This window comes from Citrobacter sp. RHBSTW-00524, from assembly GCF_013747755.1.
GTDB lineage: Bacteria > Pseudomonadota > Gammaproteobacteria > Enterobacterales > Enterobacteriaceae > Citrobacter > Citrobacter braakii.
The window spans coordinates 4,053,263-4,079,131 of the sequence record NZ_CP056421.1; the positions used below are offsets into that span (position 1 = coordinate 4,053,263).

The window sequence follows — 25,869 nt, forward strand, 5'->3', positions numbered from 1 at the left end:
GGACGAGATAACTATGTTGCCTGAGATTGTATCTTTCGATCGTCAAATTACCCTCGTGGGTGACTCTGGGATCCAGTTTATGGATTTCGGATTGTCACTTGGCCGCCTGCCTGCTGGCGAATTTGTCAAATTAGCAAACGGTGTACTCACCCGTTTAATTTACAACGAGCAGCGCGATTACTATTTCTATCAGCCGACCCCCGATAACATCGAGAAGGCAAAAAGCCAGTACGATATCCCTGTCGAACAGAGCCTGAAGTTGTTCGACGGCATCTGGTTACCGCTTCCTTTGTTTCGCTTTAGCCCACCGAATGTGTACCAGGAGGGACCGCTAAACTGGGCTCGTTTTCGTTTAGTCAAACTACCAGAACCCGATTTAGATGGTCACAGCCATCGCATGACGCTGGCGATCGACACCCGTATTATGGCTAAACAGCAGGCTGCCGCTGATCTCAGTCCGAACCAGGAAGATGTGAATGCTGGGGCAACCTTCGCCGTCGCGACAGCAACCTATGCCCTAAATTGGTACCTGACGCAGGACTGGATAACCGACTGGCTCAAAGAAGTATTCAAAGAAGCGAGCAAAGGCCGGGATATCGACGAGCGTGAGCAGGAACTTGCACAGCAATACCCGCTGGCACATTACCTGAACCTTCTATCATTGATGGCTATTCCAGTCGAAGGTCTGCAAATCCAGACTGAACCCGTCATTGAACTGCCGCAGTTCAGAGTGATCGCCAATCAGGAAACCAATGCGATTAAACCCATCGCCGTCGACCTGATACTCGACGTGGGCAACTCGCGCACCTGTGGCATTCTTATTGAAGATCATGGGCAATCAGGTTCAGGCATGAGGCACAACTATGTGCTGAAACTACGTGATCTCAGCGCCCCCGAACATATCTATACCGATCCTTTTGAAAGCAGGGTCGAGTTTTCGCAAGCCTTCTTCGGCAAAGATCACTGCTCTGTACGCAGCGGCCGCCACGACGCGTTCCAGTGGCCAACTATCGCACGTATTGGTGGTGAAGCCAGTCGTCTGGCGGCTCGTCGTAAAGGCAGCGAAGGTTCAACGGGTCTATCCAGCCCTAAACGCTATTTGTGGGATGAGAAGTTTTATGGCCAGGGTTGGCGTTTTAATGGCAGCTATGTGCAGGACAGCAATCCATTGGCAACGGCGGCACCGTTTGCCAACCTGATCGATGAAAGAGGCGAAGCCCTGCACACCATTGAAGATGAGATGGATCGCATCCCCGTCTTTACGCCACGCTACTCACGCAGTTCGCTGATGACCTTTATGCTGGCTGAAGTTCTGACCCAGGCCATTAGCCAGATTAACAGCCCGGAGCAGCGTATTCGTCAGGGACACGCCGGGATCCCGCGTCAGCTACGCCATATTATTCTGACGGTTCCACCAGGTATGCCCATGGCTGAACGCTGTGTGCTGGATGAACGCATGCGTCAGGCTGTCAGCTTGGTGTGGAAATCGTTACGCTGGCACAACGGCGAGAACGATCCGTACAAAGACGTACAAGAAGAGCATACGGAAGCTAACATCAAGATCCCATTACCTAAAATCAGGGTAGAGTGGGACGAAGCCTCCTGTGCACAGTTGGTTTACCTGTACACCGAGATTAATCAGAACTTTGCCGGTCATCCGGAAGAGTTTTTCGACGCAATTGGCCGACCAGACCGTACCGATCGTGAAAGTATCACTATCGCGTCAATTGACATTGGCGGCGGGACCACCGATCTGGTGATCACCGATTACCGCCTCGATCATAATGGGCACACAGGTGGTGGTACTAACGTACATATCATCCCCAACCAGCGCTTTCGCGACAGTTTTAAGATCGCAGGTGATGACATTTTGCTGGATGTTATTCAGTCATACGTTCTCCCCGCTTTTGAGCAAGCCCTGCGTGAAGTCGGTGTGATGTCCACTGAAACATTGATGTCCCAGTTGTGCGGATCGCAGAATATTAGTGCAGCCGAAGCCGTGCTTCGCCAACAGCTAAGCCTGCAGCTGTTCGTCCCGCTCGCATTACATATCCTGGGAACATACGAACATTATGATCCGCTTGATGAACAAACGCATACCCTGATTAACCAACGTGTCGGCGATTTGCTACCAGTCGGTTGTATTCGTGATGAAGTCGAAGGATTCGTGCGCCGAGAAGTTCAGAAAGCGGGAGGTCCGACCGACTTTAAGCTCGCGGATATCATGCTTAATCTGCCCCTCGCCAAACTCCATGGCGATCTCTGTGCAGGTAAGTTCAGCATCGATAAAGTCCTGACCGCACTCTGTGAAGTGCTGTCTTATTATCATTGCGATCTGCTGCTACTCACCGGCCGGCCGTCTCAGTTACCTGGGATTCAGGCGATTATTCGTCGCAACCTTCCGTTACCGCCAGGGCGTATTCTGCCGTTACATGGTTATCAGACTGGTACCTGGTATCCGTTCCATAAAAACGGTCATATCGACGATCCGAAAAGTACGGCTTCAGTGGGTGCCATGCTCACGCAATTGTGTGCAAACCATAGCATTCCTAACTTCCATTTCCGCACCTCAGAGCTGAAACCGTATTCAACGATTCGCCATATCGGCACCATTGATATGGATAACCTGATTCGCGATGCCGACATCGTTTATCAACATATCGAGTCTGAAAACGGGCAGATCAAGCTTCCGGCTATCACCGAGGAAAATGGCGAGAAAACCACACAAAGCATCGTTATGCGTGGCGACCTGCGCTTAGGCTATCGCCAGTTGAATGCAGAACGCTGGACTGCTGCACCGCTGTATACCCTACGTTTTAGCGAAGAAGGACGTAAAAAATTCTCTTCGGCTCAGTCCACGGATAACGGCTCCCCGTATCTCAAAGTCAGACTGGCGATCGATAAGGGTAAACGAGCTCGTCAACTTGGACTGATTAGCGATCGCCTGACGATCGCCGATGTCAGCAGCAACACCGATAAGTCATTTAGCAAACGTGATTTGGATCTGGAACTCAATACGATGCCCGATAGAGGGCTCATTGATAGCCGTCACTGGCTCGATAGCGGGAGTGTTAAAAAATAATGAATAGCGAACAAAAATCTCTCACTCAGGGTTGGGCTGCTATCGCTCAGGGATGCCTGGACGCACTCGGATGGGTCGACAACGTACGCCCCGGTTCACGTCGTTTAGACAACGAAGCAGACAAACTCAACTTGAGTTTGCTGCGTACGAGAAACCTGGCCAATAGCCTGACTCAGGTTGCCAAAACACCGATGACCGTCGGTTTTTTCGGTATTTCTCAGGCAGGGAAATCGTACCTCATTTCAGCGCTCGCCGCTGGTAGCAATGGGTCGCTGGAAGCACTCTACGGCGAAAGGCGTGTTGACTTTATCAAAGAGGTTAACCCTGTCGGCGGAGGTAAAGAAGCGACGGGGTTGGTCACTCGCTTTACCCGTCAGGCGCCCGCCGCACCGGCTGGATACCCAGTGCCGTTGCGCCTGTTCAGTGAAATCGATTTGGCTAAGATTCTGGCCAACGCGTGGTTTAACGACTTCAACCATGAGCAATTGAGCTATCAGCTTGACCAAAGCCGGGTTGAAGAGCGCCTGCGCCCATTCCTGCAGCGGGCTGTGCAGGTACAGGAATATAACGGCGTCAGCCAGGAAGATGTCGTCGCCTTGTGGGATTACCTTAACGCTTCCTTTAAAAAGTCAGTTGAGAAGCTTGAACACGCCTGGTGGCCGCAGGTGTTGAAAATTGCCCCGACGTTGAGCCCAAATGATCGTGCAGAGCTCTTTTCCCTGTTGTGGGGAGAACAGCCAGCCCTCACAGAAACCTACCGTTCATTAGCCAATGTACTGGCGAAACTGAACCATACCCGGATGGTATTTGCCCCACTGGAAACGCTGACTGACCATAGCAGCGGCAGTATCATGAACGTTGATAGCCTGAACAGGCTGGGCTCCAGCCAGGATCGCAACGTTGAGATCCGTTATTGGAAAGAAGAACAACAAATTGGTAGCGCCAACTTAACGCAGGCGGAACTGGCGGCCTTAACCACAGAGCTGATTTTTCCTCTGGCAGAAGTTGAAACCGACAGCGTTGTGGAACAGGTTGATCTGCTCGACTTCCCTGGCTATCGCGGTCGTCTCAAGATCACTGCACTTGAACAGGCTGGCCGGGATGGACTTAACGCAATTTCGCAGCTCCTGCTTCGCGGAAAAGTTGCTTACCTGTTCGAACGCTATACCGATAACCAGGAAATGAATGCGCTTGTCGTATGCGCCAGCTCAGCCAAACAGAGCGACGTTGCTGATGTGGGTCCGGTATTAAACCGCTGGGTAGAGAAAACCCAGGGTAAGAGTGCCGAAGAGCGCGGAGGCCGCAACCCGGGTCTGTTCTGGGCAATCACCATGTGTGATATGCGAATCGTCAACAGCCTGCAACATACCGAAAGCCAGTTAAAAGAAGGCTGGGAAGGTATGATGCACATGACTTTACTGGAGCGTTTCTCGCACTATGAATGGCTTCCACAATGGGCACCCAACCAGCCTTTCAACAACTGTTTCCTGGTACGCAAACCCGGGCTCGATAACCCCTTCCTGAGGCTTGAAGGGGATGCCGGACAGGAGCGACTCCTGGAAGTGGGTATCAGCGATCGTTACCATGATGTACTCGATACCATGGGCAGTACCTTCGTCTGCGGAAAAAATGTGAATATGCACGTTGCAGAACCGAAAGCAGCCTGGCAGGCAATGCTCGAACTCAACGACGGTGGAATGTCGCGCCTGACTAAAGCATTACGCGGCGTCGCCCATCTCGACTTCAAGTTAAAACGTTTACAGCAACAACTGCTGCAATGTCGCATGGAAACCGGCGATCAACGCCTTGGTCGGTGGTACGAAAAAGACGGTGATGGGCAGATTGTGAAAAAACAAGCAATTGCCAAAGAGTTATGGCAGGGCTTGTCTGCATGTTCCCACAATATGGGGGAGCTTATCGAACGCTTGGTTCTGCCGACTCAGGAGCTCAACAACATTTATTTGAGTATTCGCGACCTCGACCAGGCGCCGCAAACCGAAGGCGAAAGCCCGACCATCAATGCTTTCGCAACCAGCCCGTTTGGTGGTAATCCTTTCGCTGAAAACCCCTTTGCCAGCGATCCCTTTGCGACTACACCTGTTGAAACCGCCGTTGTTGATGCGCCAGCAACTGCCGCAACGGAACGTGTAGGCCAGGATGATGATTTCGCGCATCAGGCCTTTAAAGCCTGGGTAGCCCACCTACGGGAGTTGCCGCAGCAACCGTTGCAGTGGCGTCAACTGGGCATGAGCAGTGAGCTGATGAATCAACTCAGCGAAGAGCTAATCACCGCCGCCACACGTTTGGATCTGGAAGGGACATTGAAACATGCCCTGGCGGGTCAAGAGCAGGCTGAAACAACCCGCGTACACATGCGAGCACGTCAGGTTTTACGTGCTCAACTGACCATACGTGATTTTATTGCCTGGTTTGGTTATCTCACGCTGCCAGCAGAAAAGGTACCCAACAGCTATGTTGGCGAGAAAAATAAAGTGTTTCTGCGTCAGAAGCAGCTCGCTAACGATGAGTTGCCACAACTCGCCGCCGTCGCACCACAGCCCGGCGTTTCCTATCTGGGTGACTGGCTTTCTGCTTTGATGAGCGTCATCCTGGACAATGCGGGTCATAGCGCCACACGGGATATTTCCTTCGAACAGAATCGTCAACTTGGTCAGATTATCAGCCAATTGAAACAAGAGAACATGCCATGCTAGCTAAAATCATCGCCTGCCAGCCGGCAGAGCCAGGTACTGCACAACTAATGGTCCGCCTGCGTGGTGAAACCGCAATATTGACTAATCTGACCTTTACTCTGTGCAATAACGAGCAGAACTACCTACAACCCGATGGCAGTTGGAGCCCGGCACAACACTGGTTTTCCATGAACGGTGGTTATGCGTTGAATAATGGTAGCGGTTTTCGTATTGGCCCAACATTGCTTGACCCATTGCTGGCGACAGCAAGCCAGGTACAAATTCAGATCAAGTTGGATTCTGGAGAAACACGCAATACCACGTTACAGCTGGCGCGCGACGAACTGTTCTCTTCTGAAGCAAGAGGTGAAACAGGCAACTATAGCGGCAGCAGCATGCTGGCTACTCCAGAAGTTCCTTCTGAGCCCGTCATTGCGACAGAAACCGTTGTTGCCCCTGAACCTGTAGAGCCGGTTATTCATACTGAAGTGAGAACTCCGGCGAAATCAGGGCCCTCCCGTCTTCCTGTCATTGGAGCGGCAATACTGGCATTAGTCGTGATTGCCGGTGCGCTGTGGTGGTTTTTAGGGCGGGATAAATCACCGGAAGTCACCCCCGTTGAACAAGCACAGCAAGAAACACCGGCGTCTGCACCCGCTTCCGCACCAGAGCCTGTCGCTCATAGTACCTGTTCTGCACAGGGTTTGAACAGCCAGAACGAGCTTGATTTCGTCCAGAGCTGTGTTCAGGAAAAGCTCGACAGTGACAAACTACTGACCATTATCCAGGCCGCAAAAGAGGCTAAAAAATGTGGTGTTGCACAGCGTCTGTATGCTAACCGTGCCCAGGGTGGCGATACCAAAATCGCGCTCGTGTACGCAGGTGAATACGACCCGAAATACCACCAGCCAAGTGAATGTTTCAAAGCGCCAGATAAAGATACTGCAGCATATTGGTACGAAACGGTTCTGCAAACGGAGCCTGACAACCAAACGGCCAAACAGCGCCTTAAGGAGCTAGGAAAATGACCTGGAATCCGATGAGTCGTCTGGCTCTGCCATTATGTGGCCTGTTGCTCAGCGGGCATGTATTTGCCGCTGATGGCGACAAACCTCTGCTCCAGGAAGGTAAGAAAACGTTATATCAACGTGTTCTCACTACCCCGGGTTGCAAACTTGGGACTACCGCAGGTGATGATAAAGGTCAGCTACAGCCAGCCTTCAGCAGCCTGTATGTTTATCAAAAAGAAGATGCAAACGGCCAGAGCTGGCTTAAGGTCGGGCCGGATAGCTTTGGTAAAACTATTGGCTGGTTGCCAAAGTCATGTACAGTCGACTGGAAAATGCAGCTCACATTGGCATTTACCAACCCGGCAAACCGTGACCGTTTGCTGTTCTTTAAAGAGAGAAAAAGCCTTGATGATATTCTCTCTGCCCCCGATCCCGTATCGCTGATTGCCCCGCTTCGCGCCAGGTTAAAACGGGACGGCCATGCCGAGGGTATTCAGGCTGAAGAGCCCGAGTATTTTGTCGATCTGCAAAAGCAGTTTTATCTGCTGCCAATCCTGAGCGGCGAAGAGGTCATGACTGAAGATGGCTTCTATACTCGTCTGCTTAACGTAGCCTCCGTCAGTAAAGCTGAAACGGCTAAAAAACAAGAAGATAACGTAAATCAATTGAAAGGGTTTAACGCCTCGGTGGTCTTCGTTATTGACTCAACCATTTCAATGGGGCCTTACATTGAACGTACCAAAGAAGCGGTTAATAAGATCTATGGCAAGATCAAACAAGAGCATCTGGATGGGCAGGTTAAGTTTGGGCTGATCTCATTTCGTTCAAACACCAAAGCCGTTCCGGGCCTTGAGTACCGCACAAAGATTTACGCAGATCCTAACCATGTGAAAGATGGTGCGGATTTCCTGAAGAAGGTCGCTGATTTAAAAGAAGCGAAAGTCTCCAGTTCTTTGTATGACGAGGATGCGTATTCCGGCGTGCTATCAGCTATTGATGACATTGACTGGAGCCCGTTTGGCGCACGTTACATGGTCCTGATTACCGATGCAGGTGCTATTGACGGCAGCAACAAACTGTCAGGTACCGGTCTGGATGCCAGCCAGCTTCGCCTTGAGGCGGGTAACCGCGGTATTGCTATCTATACGCTGCACCTAAAAACATCAGTCGGCAAAGATAACCATGCCAAAGCCGAAAGCCAGTACCGCGATCTCTCCAATTTTGACAGTACCCAATCCAACCTTTACCAGGCCGTAAATGCCGGTGATCTTAAGATGTTTGGCCAGCAGGTAGATGCGCTAGCTTCCGCCATTACTGAGCAGGTTAAATCTGCTTACATGGGTGATGCTGCGATTGGTAGTGCGCTTTACGCGAAAGACGATGGACAGAAACTGACACCGGAGCAAAAGCTGCTTCAGGATACGGCATTAATTGGACATGCCATGCAGTTGGCCTATCTGGGTAAGCGTAACAGCACACAAGCCCCGTTAGTCTTTCAGGCATGGATTAGCGACCGCGACCTGATTAAGCAAAACATTCCTACCACCGACGTTCGTGTTCTCTTGACCAAAGGTCAGCTAAGTGACTTAAGCGATGCTGTCAGCCAGATCCTTAAAGCAGCAAATGAGGGGATGATCTCACCGACCAAAATGTTTGAGCAACTGCGTACTGTTGCAGCAACAATGGGCGCTGATCCTAACCAGCTGAAACAACAGGACAATACCCGCATTGGCGATCTGGGTGTACTGGGAGAATATCTGGCCGATCTTCCCTATAAGAGCGATGTCCTGAACCTCGACGAAGAGACCTGGAAAAGCTGGGATGGATTGTCACAGGAGAAATTTATCCGCACGCTGTCATCCAAACTGCGTCATTACCAAAAATATAACGCCGATGTTGATCGCTGGGTTGAGCTGGCAAAAGGAAGCGATCCACGCGATCGCGTTTATCCCATCCCACTGGAAATGATGCCCTGATGCTGCGCATAGAAGAGTTGTGCGTTGTTCGTGGTCAGGGCAGTCATGCTCACCGGGTTTACCTGCCGCAGTTCACGCTGCGGTCAGGCCAGGTGGTCGCGGTCACAGGTGAAAGTGGATGTGGTAAAAGCACGCTACTGGAAGCCATCGGCTTATTACTGCAGCCCAGTAAAATCGGGTGCTTCGAGCTGGAAGAAGGTGCACAGCAATTTGATATCGCAACGCTGATAAAGGATGAACAACATAATAAACTAGCGGGTATTCGCGCCCGTCAGCTTGGCTTTGTGTTACAAAATGGGGGGTTGCTCCCCTATCTGAGCGTCAAAGATAACATCCTTCTGCCGTGTCAATTGCTGGGATTACGCCCCGACAACGCGCTGCTGGATAGAGTAATCGATGCTCTCAAACTTGCGCCATTATTGGCCAAATATCCAACGCAGTTGTCGTTTGGTGAACGACAGAGAACCGCTTTCGCACGTGCGATATTGCACCGTCCAAAACTGGTACTGGCGGATGAACCAACAGCCGCACTTGATCCTTACAACGCAAAGAAATTATTTAGCCTGTTTATTGAACTGGTCCGCCAGGAAGGCATGATGGCGCTGATTGTTTGCCATGACTGGCCACTGGTACAACATTTCAATTTACCCTGTTTAACTGCCCAGCCTGAACCGTTAGTGGCATCGTCGAATCACGAACAGGGAGGAACCTATTTTGTCCTTTAACCGAGCCAGACTGCTGGGCCGCCTGGCTATGCAAGACCTGTGGCACGATCGCATCATTTCTTTTTGCATCGTCTCTTCTCTCGTCGCTGTTATCGCACCTTTATTACTTCTTTTCGGTTTGCGTTTTGGGATTGTGAACCAGCTGCAAGAAGATCTGGCCAGTGACCCTCGTAACCTGGAAATCCGTATGCTGAGTAGCGGCAGCTACAACCAAAACTGGATCGAAGAGTTACGGCAGCGACCCGATGTGGGTTTCGCCATCGGACAAACGCGTTCACTAAATACGCTTGCTGACCTGCAAACAGACAGCACACATTTCATTGAGAATGCTGAAGTTATTCCAACAGACTCAGGGGACCCTTTACTCAAGTCCCTTGAACTCCATCAGGAAAACGAGGTTGTCATTACCCAAGAAGCCGCACGTAAATTAGCGGTCAGTGTTGGTGATTCGCTCTCTTTGCGAGTAGGCAGAATGCTTGATGAACGCCGGGAATGGGGACGAAAAAGCGTTACCGTCGTGGGGATTTTGCCTGCGACCTATTTTAATCGTGCCGCAATCTTTACCCAGCCTTCGTTATTGCTTGCGCTTGAACATTTCCGCGATGGCTATGCGGTAACTGGGTTGGGGATGACCAGCGGTGCGCAGCTTGACGGTAAACCACCGCTCTACGCACGCGCCAGATTATACGCCCGCGATATTGATCAGGTTGCCAGCCTTGAGCGCGATCTCCGGGAGCAGCGCATCGAAACCACCAGCCGTCTGGCTGATATAGAAAATGTGAAAAGCATCAATCGGGTTTTGGGCATTATTTTTAATACCATTGCCGCCACTGCACTGGTTGGCTGTATTTCCTCACTTATTGGCTCATTTATCGCGAATGTTGACCGCAAACGTAAACATATTGCTGTCCTCCGCCTGCTCGGTTTTACCCGTCCGGCAGTGGGTGCCTATGTGATTTTTCAAGGCTGTCTGCTTAGTCTGGTGGCTTATATCGGCGGCTTTGCGATCTACCTCTTAGCCAGTCAGGTCTTTAACCAGGCGTTAGCGGGCAGTCAGGCAACAGGTCAGATGATTTGTAAGATCACCCCGTTGCACGGCCTCGTCGCTCTGATACTCACCATCATCGTGGCGACACTGGTCGCCGGCATTGGTGCCTGGCGCGCAATTAATATTGAACCTGCGCAGAGCCTGCGCGAGGCATAACCCTTATTCCTACTTGCCCAAGGCATTTATCATTTGCGGAGAACGTCCATGACCCTTACCCCTTCCACATTATCACGCTGGCTGGCGCTGACTCTGCTGGTGAAGATGTCACCCGTGCTGGCCGAACCGTGGGCAGAGAAAATCTATAACCCCAAGCCGGATAGCGAAGATATTATTTTGCCCATGCCCTGTGAAGGCTCCATGGTTTTCCGTCAGGTAGAAATCCCGGTCTCAGGTCCTCTGGATGATATGCCGATCACCTTAGGAGAAGATGGCGGAGAATGGGGTTTTGTTGAACACAGTTATCCAACCTTCATCGCCGGTAGCTTTACCGAAAGCAAAAAAAACAAAGGTCGTTACTATTTGATGGCCAAATATGAACTGACAGCATTGCAATACCAGGCATTAACCAGCGGTACCTGTCCCACGCCATCACGTAAGTTAAGCATCGCAGAAACCAATATCAGTTGGTTCGATGCAGTAAATTTTGCCGATAAATATAACCAGTGGTTACGCACGAATGCTCTCGACAAATTACCGAAAGAGGATGGCAACCCTGGATTTTTACGTCTGCCCACTGAAGTAGAATGGGAATTTGCAGCACGCGGCGGCCTCAAGGTAAACAGTGCGGAATTCCGTGATTCCCACTATCCGATGGATGACATGAAAAATTACGAGTGGTATTCCGGGTCGCAGTCCTCTAACGGCAAAGTACAGCTCATTGGGCTGTTGAACCCTAACCCCCTCGGCCTACACGATATGCTGGGCAACGTCTCTGAGATGATGTTCACCCCATTTTATCTCAATAAAATCAACAGACTTCACGGCCAGGCTGGTGGTTTTGTGGTTCGCGGAGGCAGCGTCATCTCGAATGAATCAGAGATCCGTAGCGCGACCCGTAAAGAAATTAACTACTACGATGAAGCCCATCCTTTCACCAGCAAAACCACCGGCCTGCGTCTGGTACTGGTCTCTCCGACCATTACATCAACAGACCGAGTGAAACAGCTGGAGAAAAATTGGGCTGCTCTCGGCGCAGATAAACCAGGTATAGATAAGAGCAAAGAAGTCCCCACAGACACCGCAAAAGCGCTGGGAAGCCTGGCATCAGGCATTGAAGACACAGAGCTGAAAAAGAAACTGAAGGATCTGGAAAATCAGCTCCGCGCCAGTAATCAGCAACAACAGGAAGAACGGGCACAATCGATCCGCGCCAGCCTTAACCTCGGTTCCTTCCTTTGCACAAAATTGCAGGATGATGGCCGCTTTCTTGACTTCCTCAATCACAACTATGAATTGCTGTGTAAGGATAAAGATGACAGTGATAAAAATTGCGCGATCCGAAAAACAAAACTTGGTGAGCAAACAGATCGCCTGCAACAGCTGACGAGTTACTACGCCAGTAGTCTGGTTGATTCAGCCACGCTTTATGGTCAGGAAGGTCTGAAACATGAAGTGATGATTTTCGATCAAATGCTCACACTGAACAAACGTCTTGCAGGCCTTAAGCCATTCCTCGCCGCGCACTGGCAGAACCAGCAACAATATCTGGCAAACGGGAAAATTGATGCAACCAGATGGTTGGATACATGTAAGCAAATTAAAAGTGATCATTGATTTCATTCTGATTAAACGCACATGAATAAAAGGGGCGTACCCTGGCAGTTCGCCCCTTTAGTGACTAACAGAGTTCACAAGTTGGTTGATAACTCACCCTTTGGAAAAAGTCACTCCCAGGCCTGCTCAGATTTCGCGGCGTCAAACTGCGGCGGCGGCTTGCGGAAACGTCCGGTCAGGTAGGCGAGATACACCAACCCCACGCCAGCCCATACCAGTCCCAGCGTCAGCGATGTCACCTCCAGGTTCACCCACAGTACGGCAACGGTGGCGGCGCCGACCATTGGCAATACCAGGTAGTGCAACTTTTCCTGCCAGGTATGCTTACGCCCTTCACGACGCCAGAAGTGGTTAAACACGGACAAATTAACGAACGTAAAGGCCACCAGCGCGCCAAAGTTAATCAACGCCGTGGCGGTCACCAGGTCAAAAAACAGGGCCGAGAGTGCCACAATCCCGACCATAATGACGTTCAGCGCGGGTGTACGCCATTTCGGATGGACATAGCCGAAGTACTTCTCCGGGAAGACGTTATCGCGGCCCATCACGTACAGCAGACGCGAAACGCTGGCATGGGACGCCAGACCTGACGCCAGCGTATTCACAAAGGTCGTACACAAGAAAATAGACTGGAACAGTTTGCCGCCAACGTACAGCGCAATCTCCGGCAGCGCCGCGTCCGGGTCTTTAAATCGGCTAATATCCGGAAAGAACAGCTGCATAAAGAACGAGGCAGCAATGAAGATCAGTCCGCCGTAAAGCGCGGTAAGGAAAATTGCTTTTGGAATGGTACGCGCGGCATCCGGTGTCTCTTCAGAGAGCGTGGTTACCGCATCAAAACCGAGAAACGAGAAGCAGACGATGGTCGCCCCGGTGATAATCGGGATCAAATGCGCATTCTGGCTGATAAACGGTTGCAGCGACCAGACGGTCCCAACCCCTTCGCCTTTGTGCAGCCCCTGCACCACGAGAACAATGAACACCACGATTATCGCGACCTGCACCAGTACAAACAGCGCATTGAAGTTCGCCACCAGATTAACGCTTTTCAAATTGGCCGCGGTGAGGATCGCTACAAACATCACCACCCAAATCCATGGCGCAACGCCCGGGAACAGCGCGGAAAGGTAAATTTTCGCCAGCAGGACGTTAATCATCGGCAGGAACAGGTAATCAAGCAGTGACGACCAGCCGACCATAAACCCCACATGCGGGTTGATTGCTTTTTGCGCATAGGTGTAGGCCGAACCGGCTTGTGGAAACTGGCGTACCAGCTTTCCGTAACTGATGGCGGTAAACAGCACGCCCGCCAGGGCCAGCAGATAGGAGGCCGGAACATGGCCATTGCTGATTCCCGAAACAATACCAAAGGTGTCAAATACGGTCATCGGTGTGAGATAGGCCAGCCCCATCACCACCACCTGCCACAGCTTGAGGGATTTACGCAACTGTGCTTTGCCCGGCTGGGCCGCGAGATCCACAGAAGAATTAGTCGACATAGCTTTCCTCCCCGCCACGGGCCCAGATCTGCGTTCGAAACGTGGGTACAGCAGACCTGGGTCGTGTCGGGGTGGAAAGCCAAAAGAAAGGCGTCAATGTTGCACGGCACAGATGCGGTCCGTACTTACTGCGGGAGCCATGGATGCTCACGCGGGGCGGGTTTTTAAACATTGGCATCATCACATTTCCTCGTCACAAACTCTGTCGGTTATCTGAAGACCCGTTGTCGCAAGCCGCTCCATTACGCGACATCCGGGAAATGGCAGGTGATCCTGCAATATTGACGGGCTGGCTCCGCTCAGACCGCATGATGCGACTTCTTTTTTTCAATGACCAAACAATGCGTACAGGCCCGACAAACATTCCGCCGCCGGGCCACTTTCCTGTCAGGCGTTTTTCAGCATCCACTCAATTTCAGTGTCGGTAATCAGGCGTTCAAACTGGATCAGTTCATCGTGTTTACAGGCGTGATACACATGGCTAAAACGCTCCCCGAGCAACTCGCGCAGACTGTCATTTTGCATGAACTCCCACAGCGCATCGCTCTGGCGGATCGGGAACGGTAGCCCTTCCTGCTCCAGGCCGTTGCCTTCCACCTCTTCCTGCAACGGCAGCTCGTTATCCAGACCATGTAGGATCCCCGCCAGAATGGTCGACATCACCAGATACGGGTTGGCGTCAGCCCCCGCCACGCGATATTCAACCCGATGGTTATCACGATCGCCGCAGGGAATGCGCAGCGCCACCGTACGGTTGTTGTGCCCCCAGGAAGCCTGGGTCGGAACATACATCCCCGGCTGGAAGCGGCGATAAGAGTTCACATTCGGCGCCAGCAGCGCCATTGACGCGGGCATCAGATCAATCATCCCGGCAAGCGCACGCTTAAGTAACGCGGAATCATCGCCATTCGCATCGGCTAACACGTTCTCGCCTTTATTATTCATAATGCTGATGTGGATATGCATTCCGCTACCGGCATGCTCCTCATAAGGTTTTGCCATAAACGTGGCATGCATCTTATGTTTCTCCGCCACCAGCCGTACCAGCCGTTTCAGCGCCAGCGCGTCATCGCAGGCGTCGAGTACGTTATCGGTATGGTAGAGGTTGATTTCAAACTGCCCAGGGGAGGCTTCAGCCACCGCGCCGTCAGCCGGGATCAGCTGCAAACGGGCCAGTTCATCGATATCGTTCAGCACATCAGCAAAGTGGTTCAGGTTATCAACCGAGTAAACCTGACTTTGCGTATTCCGATCGTCCGTTCCCGGCGCGCACGGCGGCTGCAGATAACCTTCGGGATCGCGCTTACGATCGAGTAAATAGAACTCCAGCTCTACCGCTACGACGGGGAACAGACCGCGCTGGCGAAGTTTCTGCCAGAGTCGGTTAAGTACGTTCCGCGGCTCAACGTCAAAGGGAGCGCCATCTTCATCCAGCATCGTCAGCATCATCTGCGCAATACATTCCGGATCGGCGGCCGAAGGTGTTAACGTGCCAGGCACCGGGACACAGGTCCGATCCGGTTCGCCAAGCTCCTGGCCTAATCCCGCCTCTTCGACCACATTGCCAAGAATATCCATCGCGAAAACGGATGCCGGGAAATAGCAGCCTTTCTCTAACTTGTGTAATCCCGCAACGGGAATGCGTTTACCACGAAAACAACCATTCAGGTCGGTTAACAGCACATCCACGAACTGCGTGTTGGGGTAGCGCTCCAGATACTGCTTAACTTCACGCGCAAACGCGCTACTTCGTCTCTCTTCAGAATGCTGAACAAAATTCTCAACTTCTACGATATTGGTTTCCATGATTCACCGCCGTTGGCCTGTAAGCTGTTCTGTGATTTGACTGTTAAATATAATGTCCACTCTTCGACTCTGGATGCAAACAAATTGTTTGTCAAATGTTAAATTAAGTTTGCTAGAAGGTTATTCCGCTGCTAGATTGAGAAAATAATGAACGGAATGGCATAACAAGGAACCGTTTGGCAATAATTTATTCCAAAACGTGAGGTCGATCATGGGCAATATATTTGACAAGCCAGTTATTGGTGTAGTGATGTGTAGGAACAGGCTTAAGGGTCACGAGACCCAGACTCTGCAAGAAAAGTACCTGAATGCAGTATTAAACGCCGGTGGATTACCGATAGCGATTCCCCATGCGCTTGCGGAACCCGAATTACTGAACGCGCTGTTACCGAAACTGGATGGTATCTTCCTGCCAGGAAGCCCAAGCAATGTGCAGCCGCACCTTTATGGTGAAAATGGCGATGAGTCTGACGCCGATCCCGGGCGTGATCTTCTGAGCATGGCGCTAATTACCGCCGGGCTCGAAAGGCGCATTCCCATTTTCGCCATCTGCCGGGGCTTACAGGAATTAGTTGTCGCCACTGGCGGGACTCTGTATCGTCGCCTGTGCGATCACTCACAGTTCCTGGAACATCGTGAAGATGCGGAACTCCCGGTGGAGCAGCAATATGCGCCATCTCATGAAGTCCAGGTTCAACAGGGAGGATTGCTATCTCAGCTAATACCAGGTTGCAGCACGTTTTGGGTTAACTCCTTGCATGGTCAGGGCGCAAAAACCCTTGGCCCGCAACTGCGCGTGGAAGCACGCTCGCAGGATGGATTAGTGGAAGCAGCCAGCGTTCACGACCATCCTTTCGCGCTTGGCGTGCAGTGGCACCCGGAATGGAACAGTAGCGAATACGCCCTGTCGCGTTTGTTACTTGAAGGTTTTATCACCGCTTGTCAGAACCACCTCGCTGAAAAACAGCGACTCTGACCACTACAGTTAAGGAAATGCAATTATGAGCGATGACGGCCTGGCGCCGGGTAAACGTTTGTCAGAGATCCGCCAGCAATTGGGTCTTTCACAGCGTCGTGCCGCCGAACTGTCTGGGTTAACGCATAGCGCCATCAGCACCATAGAGCAGGATAAAGTCAGTCCTGCCATCAGTACGCTGCAAAAGCTATTGAAAGTTTATGGGCTGTCGCTCTCCGAGTTCTTCGCGGAACCGGAAAAGCCTGACGAACCGCAGGTGGTTATCAATCAGGATGATTTGATTGAGATCGGGAGTCAGGGAGTATCCATGAAGCTGGTACACAACGGAAATCCGAATCGTACGCTGGCCATGATGTTTGAAACCTATCAGCCAGGTACGACAACCGGGGAGAGAATTAAACACCAGGGTGAAGAGATTGGGACAATACTGGAAGGTGAAGTGATACTGACCATCAACGGTCAAACGTATCATCTTGTTGCAGGGCAAAGTTATGCCATTAACACCGGTATACCACACAGCTTCAGCAACACCTCGGCAGGGATCTGCCGCATCATCAGTGCCCACACTCCTACCACTTTCTAATAAGTAGCGGCCTGAGTTTCTCAGGCCTTCTTAAATAACGCGCATTAACAGGGTACATCCCTGGGGCATCGTGCAGCCTGATTTTGCCTGAAAAGATCAGCAACGAACTTTATCTTATTGATATAAAAGGAGTAGCTATGAACTTTCAGAATCTCAAATATTGGCGTGAAAAAGCCAGCCATTATTCGCCGGAGACCCGTTTATTTATTAACGGCGAATATTGCGCATCCGCCGATAACGAAACCTTTATTACGCAGGATCCGGCAGGACAACGTCCGCTCGCCAAAGTCGCCCGCGGCAAAAAAGCGGATGTAGACCGCGCGGTCACCGCAGCCCGCACCGTGTTTGAACGCGGAGACTGGTCGCAAGCATCACCCGCAGAGCGCAAGGCAGTCCTGCACAAGTTCGCCGATTTAATGGAGCAGCATCACGAGGAGCTGGCGCTACTGGAAACGCTCGACACCGGTAAACCGATTCGCCATAGCCTGCGTGATGATATTCCAGGCGCGGCACGCGCCATCCGTTGGTACGCCGAAGCAATAGATAAAGTCTATGGCGAAGTGGCCACCACCTCGGTGAGCGATCTGGCGCTGATTGTGCGCGAGCCGGTAGGCGTCATTGCGGCCATCGTGCCGTGGAATTTTCCCCTGCTGCTGGCCTGCTGGAAACTTGGCCCGGCACTGGCTGCAGGCAACAGCGTGATCCTCAAGCCTTCAGAAAAATCACCGCTGACCGCCATTCGCCTTGCTGCGTTGGCAAAAAAAGCCGGTTTGCCAGATGGCGTTCTCAGCGTGGTGAGCGGATATGGCCACGAAGCGGGCCAGGCGTTGTCGCAGCATCCGGATGTTGATGTGATCACCTTTACCGGCTCGACCCGCACCGGCAAGCAACTGCTCAAAGACGCTGGCGACAGCAATATGAAACGCGTCTGGCTGGAGGCCGGTGGTAAAAGTGCCAACATCGTTTTTGCCGACTGCCCGGATCTGCCGAAAGCCGCCGCCAATGCTGCAGCAGGCATCTTCTATAACCAGGGTCAGGTCTGTATCGCCGGTACGCGTCTGTTACTGGAAGAGAGTATTGCCGACGAGTTCATCGCCCTGCTGAAAGAGCAGGCGAAAAACTGGCAGCCGGGCAACCCGCTGGATCCGGAAACCACGATGGGCACGCTTATCGACAACGCGCATGCCGACACCGTGCACGGTTTTATTCGCGACGGTGAAGCGCAAGGCACGCTGGCGCTGGATGGTCGCAGCCACGTACACCCAGCGGCTATCGGCCCGACTATTTTTGTCGATACAGCCCCGCAAGCCCACGTCAGCCGCGATGAGATCTTCGGCCCGGTGCTGGTCGTCACCCGTTTTAGCAGCGAAGCCGAAGCCCTGGCGCTGGCCAACGACAGTGACTACGGCCTGGGGGCCGCGGTCTGGACCCGCGATCTGTCGCGCGCCCACCGCATGAGCCGTCGCCTGAAGGCCGGTTCGGTCTTCGTTAATAACTACAACGATGGTGATATGACTGTGCCGTTCGGCGGTTATAAGCAAAGCGGCAACGGGCGCGATAAGTCCCTGCATGCGCTGGAAAAATTTAGCGAACTGAAAACCATTTGGATCTCCCTGGAGCCTTAATCATGACTGAACATACCAGCAGTTATTACGCCGCAAGCGCCAATCAGTACGAACCGTTTCCCACCCTTAGCGAGTCGGTTAGCTGTGATGTTTGCGTCGTGGGCGGTGGATATACCGGTCTCTCCTCCGCCCTGCACTTAGCGGAGATGGGTTACGACGTAGTGCTACTGGAATCCGCACGTATTGGCTTCGGGGCCAGCGGACGTAACGGCGGTCAGTTGGTGAACTCCTACAGTCGCGATATCGACGTCATCGAGCGCACCTATGGCCCGGACGCCGCCAAAATGCTTGGCAGCATGATGTTTGAAGGCGGTAATATCATCCGCGAACGTATCAAGCGTTATCAGATCGAATGCGACTATCGCCCCGGCGGACTGTTTGTGGCGCTGAACCACAAGCAGATGGAAACGCTGGAGGAGCAGAAGTCGAACTGGGAACGCTACGGCAACACGCAGCTTGAACTGTTAGACAGCAGCGAAATTCGTCGCGAAGTCAGCAGCGATCGTTATGTCGGCGCGCTGCTCGACCACAGCGGTGGTCATATTCATCCGCTGAACCTGGCGATTGGCGAAGCTAACGCCATTCGTCTGAACGGCGGGCGCGTCTTCGAACAGTCGCCGGTCACCCGTATCCAGCACACCAGCCCGGCGGTGGTCAGCACCGAAAAAGGTCAGGTTACGGCCCGCTTTGTGATCGTCGCGGGCAACGCCTACCTCGGCGACAAACTGGAGCCTGCGCTGGCAAAAAGCAGCATGCCATGCGGCACACAGGTATTAACCACCGAACCGTTGTCTGCGGAGATGGCGCGCTCGCTGATTCCTAAAAACTACTGCGTGGAAGATTGTAACTATCTGCTGGATTACTACCGTCTGACCGGTGATAACCGCCTGTTGTACGGCGGCGGCGTGGTCTACGGCGCCCGCGATCCGGACGATATTGAACGTCTGATAATGCCGAAACTGCTGAAAACCTTCCCGCAATTGCAGGGGGTAAAAATTGATTACCGCTGGACCGGTAATTTCCTGTTAACGCTATCTCGCATGCCGCAGTTTGGCCGTCTTGATACCAACATTTACTATATGCAGGGCTACAGCGGCCACGGCGTGACCTGTACCCACCTGGCAGGACGTCTGATTTCTGAACTGCTGCGCGGGGATGCCGAGCGCTTTGACGCTTTCGCCAAACTGCCGCACTACCCGTTCCCAGGGGGGCGCAGCCTGCGCATTCCGTTTACCGCCATGGGGGCGGCATATTACAGCTTACGCGATCGCCTTGGGGTTTAAGTTCTTCCGCAATAAACCCGACGCACAGGGCGGTCTCCCCCTGTGCGTTTTTTTATTCCCGGACAGTGAAAAACAGGTAACGGGCACGAAAATATCGCAATAGGACATAACCCTACACTTTGCATTGTTTCTCCCTGCTGATCGGATAGGCTTTTTTAGATTATCGCTGGCGATGTGGCCAGAACTCAACGGGGGAAGAAACGCGTGTTATGAATACGAATAACGAGGAGACCTTTTATCAGGCGATGCGCCGCAAAGGGGTGAGTCGACGCAGTTTTCTCAAATATTGCAGCCTCGCAGCAACATCGCTTGGGCTGGGAGCCGCAATGACGCCCAGAATAGCCTGGGCGCTGGAAAACAAACCTCGGATCCCGGTCGTCTGGATCCACGGGCTGGAATGCACCTGTTGCACCGAATCATTTATCCGCTCCTCTCACCCACTCGCCAAAGACGTCATCCTCTCCCTGATTTCTCTTGATTACGACGACACCCTGATGGCCGCCGCCGGAACGCAGGCCGAAGAGGTATTTGAAGACATTCTGAGCCGCTACCACGGCCGATACATTCTGGCCGTCGAGGGCAATCCTCCGCTGGGTGAACAAGGAATGTTCTGCATCAGCGGCGGGCGACCGTTTATTGAAAAGCTAAAAAGAGCTGCGGCAGGCGCCAGCGCGATTATCGCCTGGGGAACCTGTGCCTCCTGGGGCTGCGTGCAGGCCGCCCGGCCTAATCCAACCCAGGCAACGCCGATCGATAAGGTGATCACCGATAAACCAATCGTGAAAGTGCCCGGCTGCCCGCCGATTCCGGATGTCATGAGCGCCATCATTACCTATATGGTGACGTTTGATCGTCTGCCTGAACTCGATCGTCTGGGGCGTCCGCTGATGTTCTATGGTCAGCGTATTCACGACAAATGCTACCGCCGCGCCCACTTTGACGCCGGGGAGTTCGTTGAGAGTTGGGACGATGACGCAGCCCGAAAAGGCTATTGTCTGTACAAAATGGGCTGCAAAGGGCCTACCACTTATAACGCCTGCTCCACCACCCGCTGGAATGGCGGCGTTTCTTTCCCCATCCAGTCCGGTCATGGGTGTCTGGGATGTTCGGAGAATGGCTTCTGGGATCGCGGTTCGTTCTACAGCCGCGTGGTCGATATCCCGCAGATGGGGACGCATTCAACCGCCGATACCGTGGGCCTCACCGCGCTTGGCGTGGTGGCCGCCAGCGTCGGTGTCCACGCAGTCGCCAGCGCCGTCAATCAACATAACCGCCACAAACAGCAATTAGCCGACGCCGGACAACAGTCGCCAGACAATGAGGATAAACAGGCATGAGCAATTCGTATCAAACCCAGGGATATACGGTCAATAATGCCGGCCGCCGCCTGGTTGTCGACCCCATTACGCGCATTGAAGGCCATATGCGTTGTGAGGTGAACATTGATGAGCAGAACATCATCACCAACGCGGTGTCCTGCGGCACCATGTTCCGTGGACTGGAAATTATTCTGCAAGGGCGCGACCCGCGCGATGCCTGGGCGTTTGTCGAACGAATTTGCGGGGTGTGCACTGGCGTACATGCGCTCGCATCGGTCTATGCCATTGAAGATGCCATTGGCATCAAGGTGCCCGACAACGCCAACATCATTCGCAATATTATGCTGGCGACGCTGTGGTGCCACGACCACCTGGTCCACTTTTACCAGCTAGCCGGAATGGACTGGATTGACGTTCTGAATGCCCTGAAAGCCGACCCGCGCGCAACATCACAGTTGGCACAAAGCCTTTCAGCCTGGCCGATGTCCTCCCCGGGCTACTTCTTTGACGTACAAAACCGCCTGAAGAAATTTGTCGACGGCGGTCAGTTGGGGATTTTCCGCAACGGTTATTGGGGACATCCGCAGTACAAACTGTCGCCAGAGGCTAACCTGATGGGCTTTGCCCATTATCTGGAAGCGCTCGATTTTCAGCGCGAGATTATCAAAATCCATACGGTGTTTGGCGGCAAGAATCCGCATCCTAACTGGATTGTCGGCGGCATGCCATGCGCTATCAATATCGATCAGAGCGGCGCGGTTGGTGCGGTCGATATGGAACGCCTTAACCTGGTACAGTCGATCATCACCCGCACCGCCGACTTCATCAACAACGTCATGGTTCCTGACGCACTGGCTATCGGCCAGTTCAACAAACCCTGGAGCCAGATTGGCACCGGGCTGTCTGATAAGTGCGTCTTAAGCTACGGCGCGTTCCCGGATATTGCCAACGACTTCAGCGCGAAGAGCCTGTTGATGCCTGGCGGCGCGGTCATTAACGGTGATTTTAACAACGTCATGCCGGTGGATCTGGCCGATCAGCAGCAAATTCAGGAGTTTGTCGATCATGCCTGGTACCGTTATCCGGACGATCAATTAGGTCGTCACCCGTTCGAGGGGATTACTGAACCCTGGTACAACCCCGGCGATGTCAAAGGCAGTGATACCGATATCCAGCAGCTCAACGAACAGGAACGCTACTCGTGGATCAAAGCCCCGCGCTGGCGCGGACACGCAATGGAAGTTGGACCGTTGGCGCGTACGCTGATTGCCTATCACAAAGGGGATGCCGCCACGATTGAATCCGTCGATCGCATGATGTCCGCACTCAAACTGCCGCTGTCGGGTATGCAGTCGACGCTGGGGCGTATTTTGTGCCGCGCGCACGAGGCGCAGTGGGCCGTGAGCAAGCTGCAATATTTCTTCGACAAGCTGATGACCAACCTGAAAAACGGCAATCTGGCTACGGCGAATACCGAAAAATGGGAGCCTGCAAGCTGGCCGCAGCAGTGCCGTGGGATCGGTTTTACCGAGGCGCCGCGCGGAGCACTTGGTCACTGGGCGTCGATTCGCGACCAGAAGATCGACGTGTATCAGTGCGTGGTGCCGACCACCTGGAATGCCAGCCCGCGCGATCCGAAGGGGCAAATTGGCGCCTACGAGGCGGCGTTGATGGGCACCCAAATGGCGATACCGGATCAACCGCTGGAGATCCTGCGCACCTTGCACAGCTTCGACCCCTGCCTGGCATGTTCAACCCACGTCCTCGGCGACGACGGCAGCGAACTTATCGCAGTCCAGGTTCGCTAAGCGTTAAGGAACGGAACGATGACTGGAAAGATATCCCCACGCGTCGGGGAGGCGCGTGATACCGCCGTCAGCCACTATGTGTTTGAAGCGCCCGTACGCTTGTGGCACTGGCTGACAGTGGGCTGCATGTTGGTTTTGATGGTAACCGGATACTTCATTGGCCGACCACTGCCGTCGGTCAACGGCGAGGCCACTTACCTGTTCTACATGGGCGACATCCGGTTAGTACATTTCGCCGCAGCCATGGTGTTTACGGTGATACTGTTGGGTCGCATTTACTGGGCCTTCGTCGGCAATCGCTATTCACGCGAGCTGTTTATCGTGCCTGTCTGGCGTCGCAGTTGGTGGCAGGGTGCCTTTTCGGTGGTGCGCTGGTATCTGTTTCTGGAAAAAAAACCGGGAGAAGATATCGGCCATAACCCCGTCGCGCAGGCGGCGATGTTCGGTTATTTCCTGCTCTCAGTTTTTATGATCCTCACCGGTTTTGCCTTATACAGCGAGCATAGCCAGTACGCCATTTTTACCCCCTTCCACTATGTGACGGAGTTTTTCTACTGGACCGGCGGTAACTCTCTCGATATCCACAGCTGGCATCGGTTGGGGATGTGGTTCATCGCCGCCTTCATCATCGGTCATGTGTATATGGCTATCCGCGAGGACATCATGTCTGACGATACCGTCATCTCAACCATGATCAACGGCTACCGTAGCCACAAATTTGCCAAACGCCAGCGCGATAAGGAGGCGTCATGAGCGAACCTAACGTCATCGTGATGGGCTTAGGCAACCTGCTGTGGGCAGATGAAGGATTTGGCATTCGCGTTGCCGAACGCCTGTACGCCCACTATCACTGGCCGGAATGGGTAGAGATTGTCGACGGCGGCACGCAAGGGCTGAATCTGCTGGGCTACGTTGAGCAGGCCAGCCATTTGTTGCTGCTGGACGCCATCGACTACGGACTCGCGCCAGGCACTTTGCAATCCTACGCTGGTGAACAAGTCCCCAGTTACCTCAGCGCCAAAAAAATGAGTCTGCATCAGAACAGCTTCTCCGAAGTGCTTGCTCTGGCGGAGATTCGCGGTCATCTGCCCGCCCACATCGCCCTCGTAGGACTACAGCCGGTGCAGCTGGACGACTATGGTGGCAGCCTGACCGACATCGCGCGCGCTCAGCTCCCGGCGGCAGAACAAGCCGCGCTAAGGCAACTGGCCGCGTGGGGCATCGCGCCACAGACAATCGATGAAACGCGTTGCCTGAACTATGAATGCCTGTCGCTGGAAAACTATGAAGGCGTGCGTATTCGCCAGTATCGTGTAACGCTGGAGAGATAAGCAACATGTTGAATGACAAACCATTTTCTACGCTATGGCAACGCATGCTGGCGCGCGGCTGGCAACCGCTGACCGCATCTGAACTGGATGACTGGGTAACGCGTGTGCGTGATGGCGTGGTGCTGCTCAGTAGCGATCCCCGCCGCACGCCGGAAGTCAGCGATAACCCGGTAATGATTGCCGAGTTGCTCCGCGAGTTTCCCCAGTTTGACTGGCAAATCGCTATGGCGGATCTCGAGCACAGCGAGGCTATCGGCGATCGTTTTGGCGTATTTCGCTTCCCGGCCACGCTGGTATTTATCCACGGCGAGCTGCGCGGCATTCTCAGTGGCATCCACCCGTGGGCCGACCTGCTCAACCTGATGCGCCCCCTCGTTGAAGAACGCATCCCCCGGAGCCTGCAAGATGAGTGATACCTTTTTTCATCTGCTGGGACCGGGAACCCAGCCGGGCGATGATAGCTTCAGCATGAATCCCTTGCCCCTCACCTGCCAGGTCAACAGCAGCCCCAGCATGGCGAGGCTGGAAAACTGTCCGCACAGCCCGGCGGTGATGGCATTGTTAGCCGACGTGCGCCACCAGCTTAGCCAGAAAATCCCCGTAAAACAGGACGTGCTGGGATGGGATTTATCCACGCTCAACGCAGACGACCTCACGTTTTTGAATACGCTGCTCGGCGAAGGCGAAGTTTCCGTGCGTATCCAGCAGGCTGACGGCAGGGCGAGTGAGATTCAGGAGTCTATTTTCTGCGGAATCTGGCGGGTGCGTTGCCAGAATGACTTGGGTCAATGGGAGGAGCATCTGGAGGCAGGCAGTGCGCCACGGGCGCTGTGGCAGGCAGCAACAATCACGACGCTGCCAGACGATAGCCTGTTGCCTCCGCCCGTCGATGGGTTGATGAATGGCCTGACGCTGGCTCAGGAACTGCTGGCGCACGTGCGCGATCCGGCCACGCAACCTCATAGCATTAACCTCACCCAACTCCCGGTTAGCGATGCGGATCGCCAGTTCCTCTCCCGCCTGTGTGGCGAAGGACGCATTCAGATCCGCACCATCGGCTACGGCGAGAGCCAAATCGACGCCACGGCGCTGCGCCATGTCTGGCATGTGCGCTGTCTGGATACCCTGAAAGGGCTTCTGCTCGAGAGTTATGAGATCTGTCCATTACCGGAACTGATACTGGCTGCTCCGGAGGATCTGCTCGACTCGCTCCAGCGCCTGGATGAAGTCTGTAGCTGGCTGGCATCCGGCCCGCCGGCCTGATCCCTTCTCCCGACCCGCATACTTTTCTGCTGCGGGTCTGGCGTTTTCTTCCTTATCTATTCACTCTCT

The 25,869-nt window shown here is 53.4% G+C and carries 19 protein-coding genes; 17 read left to right on the forward strand and 2 right to left on the reverse strand.

Annotation, left to right across the window (positions count from 1 at the left end; genetic code table 11):
- The first annotated feature begins 13 nt into the window (after positions 1 to 13).
- From HV229_RS19545 to HV229_RS19575, 7 genes are read left to right on the forward strand one after another with little or no spacing between them, the layout of a single operon-like run.
- Entirely contained in the window at positions 14 to 3,082 is a 3,069-nt protein-coding gene (locus HV229_RS19545) for a virulence factor SrfB (RefSeq protein WP_181546189.1), read from the forward strand.
- Positions 3,082 to 5,796, forward strand: a complete 2,715-nt coding sequence (locus HV229_RS19550) for a virulence factor SrfC family protein (protein WP_181546191.1) — start codon at positions 3,082 to 3,084, stop codon at positions 5,794 to 5,796. The genes HV229_RS19545 and HV229_RS19550 overlap by 1 nt, the downstream gene beginning before the upstream one ends.
- Positions 5,790 to 6,803: a hypothetical protein gene (locus tag HV229_RS19555; protein WP_046276302.1), complete on the forward strand. Its 1,014-nt coding sequence runs from the start codon at positions 5,790 to 5,792 to the stop codon at positions 6,801 to 6,803. Before HV229_RS19550 ends, HV229_RS19555 begins: the two co-directional genes overlap by 7 nt.
- Positions 6,800 to 8,761 carry a vWA domain-containing protein gene (locus tag HV229_RS19560; protein ID WP_046276301.1) on the forward strand — a complete coding sequence of 654 codons (1,962 nt, stop codon included), beginning with the start codon at positions 6,800 to 6,802 and terminating at the stop codon, positions 8,759 to 8,761. Before HV229_RS19555 ends, HV229_RS19560 begins: the two co-directional genes overlap by 4 nt.
- The gene (locus tag HV229_RS19565) at positions 8,761 to 9,486 is read left to right on the forward strand and encodes an ABC transporter ATP-binding protein (protein WP_016151919.1); all 726 of its coding nucleotides are present in this window, start codon (positions 8,761 to 8,763) and stop codon (positions 9,484 to 9,486) included. The genes HV229_RS19560 and HV229_RS19565 overlap by 1 nt, the downstream gene beginning before the upstream one ends.
- Positions 9,476 to 10,690, forward strand: a complete 1,215-nt coding sequence (locus HV229_RS19570; protein ID WP_016151918.1) for an FtsX-like permease family protein — start codon at positions 9,476 to 9,478, stop codon at positions 10,688 to 10,690. The genes HV229_RS19565 and HV229_RS19570 overlap by 11 nt, the downstream gene beginning before the upstream one ends.
- 48 nt (positions 10,691 to 10,738) lie before the next feature.
- On the forward strand, positions 10,739 to 12,307 hold the full coding sequence (locus HV229_RS19575; protein WP_181546193.1) for an SUMF1/EgtB/PvdO family nonheme iron enzyme: 1,569 nt from the start codon (positions 10,739 to 10,741) through the stop codon (positions 12,305 to 12,307).
- A 110-nt stretch (positions 12,308 to 12,417) separates the two neighbouring features.
- On the opposite strand, the gene HV229_RS19580 is transcribed toward HV229_RS19575, so the two are convergent.
- Positions 12,418 to 13,806: an APC family permease gene (locus HV229_RS19580; RefSeq protein ID WP_016151916.1), complete on the reverse strand. Its 1,389-nt coding sequence runs from the start codon at positions 13,804 to 13,806 to the stop codon at positions 12,418 to 12,420.
- A 387-nt stretch (positions 13,807 to 14,193) separates the two neighbouring features.
- Positions 14,194 to 15,612 carry a glutamine synthetase family protein gene (locus HV229_RS19585; RefSeq protein ID WP_046276299.1) on the reverse strand — a complete coding sequence of 473 codons (1,419 nt, stop codon included), beginning with the start codon at positions 15,610 to 15,612 and terminating at the stop codon, positions 14,194 to 14,196.
- Positions 15,613 to 15,823: 211 nt separating this feature from the next.
- Between HV229_RS19585 and puuD the strand changes: the two genes are divergently transcribed.
- The 10 genes from puuD (at position 15,824) to HV229_RS19635 (ending at position 25,800) form a co-directional block, all read left to right on the forward strand.
- Positions 15,824 to 16,588 (forward strand): gamma-glutamyl-gamma-aminobutyrate hydrolase, encoded by a 765-nt coding sequence (gene puuD / locus HV229_RS19590; RefSeq protein ID WP_016151914.1) that lies wholly within the window; start codon positions 15,824 to 15,826, stop codon positions 16,586 to 16,588.
- A gap of 25 nt (positions 16,589 to 16,613) precedes the next feature.
- Entirely contained in the window at positions 16,614 to 17,171 is a 558-nt protein-coding gene (puuR, locus tag HV229_RS19595) for an HTH-type transcriptional regulator PuuR (RefSeq protein ID WP_016151913.1), read from the forward strand.
- Between the two features lie 137 nt (positions 17,172 to 17,308).
- The gene (puuC, locus tag HV229_RS19600; protein WP_181546196.1) at positions 17,309 to 18,796 is read left to right on the forward strand and encodes an aldehyde dehydrogenase PuuC; all 1,488 of its coding nucleotides are present in this window, start codon (positions 17,309 to 17,311) and stop codon (positions 18,794 to 18,796) included.
- A gap of 2 nt (positions 18,797 to 18,798) precedes the next feature.
- Entirely contained in the window at positions 18,799 to 20,079 is a 1,281-nt protein-coding gene (locus tag HV229_RS19605; protein WP_016151911.1) for an FAD-binding oxidoreductase, read from the forward strand.
- A gap of 209 nt (positions 20,080 to 20,288) precedes the next feature.
- A complete protein-coding gene (gene hyaA / locus HV229_RS19610; protein WP_046276297.1) occupies positions 20,289 to 21,416 on the forward strand; it encodes a hydrogenase 1 small subunit in 1,128 nt (375 codons plus the stop codon).
- A complete protein-coding gene (hyaB, locus tag HV229_RS19615) occupies positions 21,413 to 23,206 on the forward strand; it encodes a Ni/Fe-hydrogenase large subunit (RefSeq protein ID WP_016155782.1) in 1,794 nt (597 codons plus the stop codon). The genes hyaA and hyaB overlap by 4 nt, the downstream gene beginning before the upstream one ends.
- A gap of 18 nt (positions 23,207 to 23,224) precedes the next feature.
- On the forward strand, positions 23,225 to 23,959 hold the full coding sequence (gene hyaC / locus HV229_RS19620; protein ID WP_080859990.1) for a Ni/Fe-hydrogenase b-type cytochrome subunit: 735 nt from the start codon (positions 23,225 to 23,227) through the stop codon (positions 23,957 to 23,959).
- Complete coding sequence (hyaD, locus tag HV229_RS19625) at positions 23,956 to 24,537, forward strand: hydrogenase 1 maturation protease (RefSeq protein WP_046276295.1); 582 nt, start codon at positions 23,956 to 23,958, stop codon at positions 24,535 to 24,537. Before hyaC ends, hyaD begins: the two co-directional genes overlap by 4 nt.
- Positions 24,538 to 24,542: 5 nt before the next feature.
- Positions 24,543 to 24,950: a hydrogenase-1 operon protein HyaE gene (hyaE, locus tag HV229_RS19630; RefSeq protein ID WP_153690695.1), complete on the forward strand. Its 408-nt coding sequence runs from the start codon at positions 24,543 to 24,545 to the stop codon at positions 24,948 to 24,950.
- Positions 24,943 to 25,800, forward strand: coding sequence for a hydrogenase expression/formation protein (locus HV229_RS19635; RefSeq protein ID WP_181546198.1), 858 nt, complete (start codon positions 24,943 to 24,945; stop codon positions 25,798 to 25,800). The genes hyaE and HV229_RS19635 overlap by 8 nt, the downstream gene beginning before the upstream one ends.
- The last annotated feature ends 69 nt before the right edge of the window (positions 25,801 to 25,869 follow it).

Excerpts from the sequence above, each read along its gene's own strand:
- HV229_RS19605 (WP_016151911.1), top strand. The coding sequence starts at position 18,799 with ATGACTGAACATACCAGCAGTTATTACGCCGCAAGCGCCAATCAGTAC.
- HV229_RS19560 (WP_046276301.1), top strand. The coding sequence starts at position 6,800 with ATGACCTGGAATCCGATGAGTCGTCTGGCTCTGCCATTATGTGGCCTG.
- HV229_RS19555 (WP_046276302.1), top strand. The coding sequence starts at position 5,790 with ATGCTAGCTAAAATCATCGCCTGCCAGCCGGCAGAGCCAGGTACTGCA.
- puuD (WP_016151914.1), top strand. The coding sequence starts at position 15,824 with ATGGGCAATATATTTGACAAGCCAGTTATTGGTGTAGTGATGTGTAGG.
- HV229_RS19565 (WP_016151919.1), top strand. The coding sequence starts at position 8,761 with ATGCTGCGCATAGAAGAGTTGTGCGTTGTTCGTGGTCAGGGCAGTCAT.
- HV229_RS19580 (WP_016151916.1), bottom strand. The coding sequence starts at position 13,806 with ATGTCGACTAATTCTTCTGTGGATCTCGCGGCCCAGCCGGGCAAAGCA.
- hyaC (WP_080859990.1), top strand. The coding sequence starts at position 23,225 with ATGACTGGAAAGATATCCCCACGCGTCGGGGAGGCGCGTGATACCGCC.
- hyaE (WP_153690695.1), top strand. The coding sequence starts at position 24,543 with ATGTTGAATGACAAACCATTTTCTACGCTATGGCAACGCATGCTGGCG.
- puuC (WP_181546196.1), top strand. The coding sequence starts at position 17,309 with ATGAACTTTCAGAATCTCAAATATTGGCGTGAAAAAGCCAGCCATTAT.
- HV229_RS19585 (WP_046276299.1), bottom strand. The coding sequence starts at position 15,612 with ATGGAAACCAATATCGTAGAAGTTGAGAATTTTGTTCAGCATTCTGAA.
- HV229_RS19545 (WP_181546189.1), top strand. The coding sequence starts at position 14 with ATGTTGCCTGAGATTGTATCTTTCGATCGTCAAATTACCCTCGTGGGT.
- HV229_RS19635 (WP_181546198.1), top strand. The coding sequence starts at position 24,943 with ATGAGTGATACCTTTTTTCATCTGCTGGGACCGGGAACCCAGCCGGGC.
- HV229_RS19575 (WP_181546193.1), top strand. The coding sequence starts at position 10,739 with ATGACCCTTACCCCTTCCACATTATCACGCTGGCTGGCGCTGACTCTG.
- hyaD (WP_046276295.1), top strand. The coding sequence starts at position 23,956 with ATGAGCGAACCTAACGTCATCGTGATGGGCTTAGGCAACCTGCTGTGG.
- hyaA (WP_046276297.1), top strand. The coding sequence starts at position 20,289 with ATGAATACGAATAACGAGGAGACCTTTTATCAGGCGATGCGCCGCAAA.
- puuR (WP_016151913.1), top strand. The coding sequence starts at position 16,614 with ATGAGCGATGACGGCCTGGCGCCGGGTAAACGTTTGTCAGAGATCCGC.
- HV229_RS19550 (WP_181546191.1), top strand. The coding sequence starts at position 3,082 with ATGAATAGCGAACAAAAATCTCTCACTCAGGGTTGGGCTGCTATCGCT.
- hyaB (WP_016155782.1), top strand. The coding sequence starts at position 21,413 with ATGAGCAATTCGTATCAAACCCAGGGATATACGGTCAATAATGCCGGC.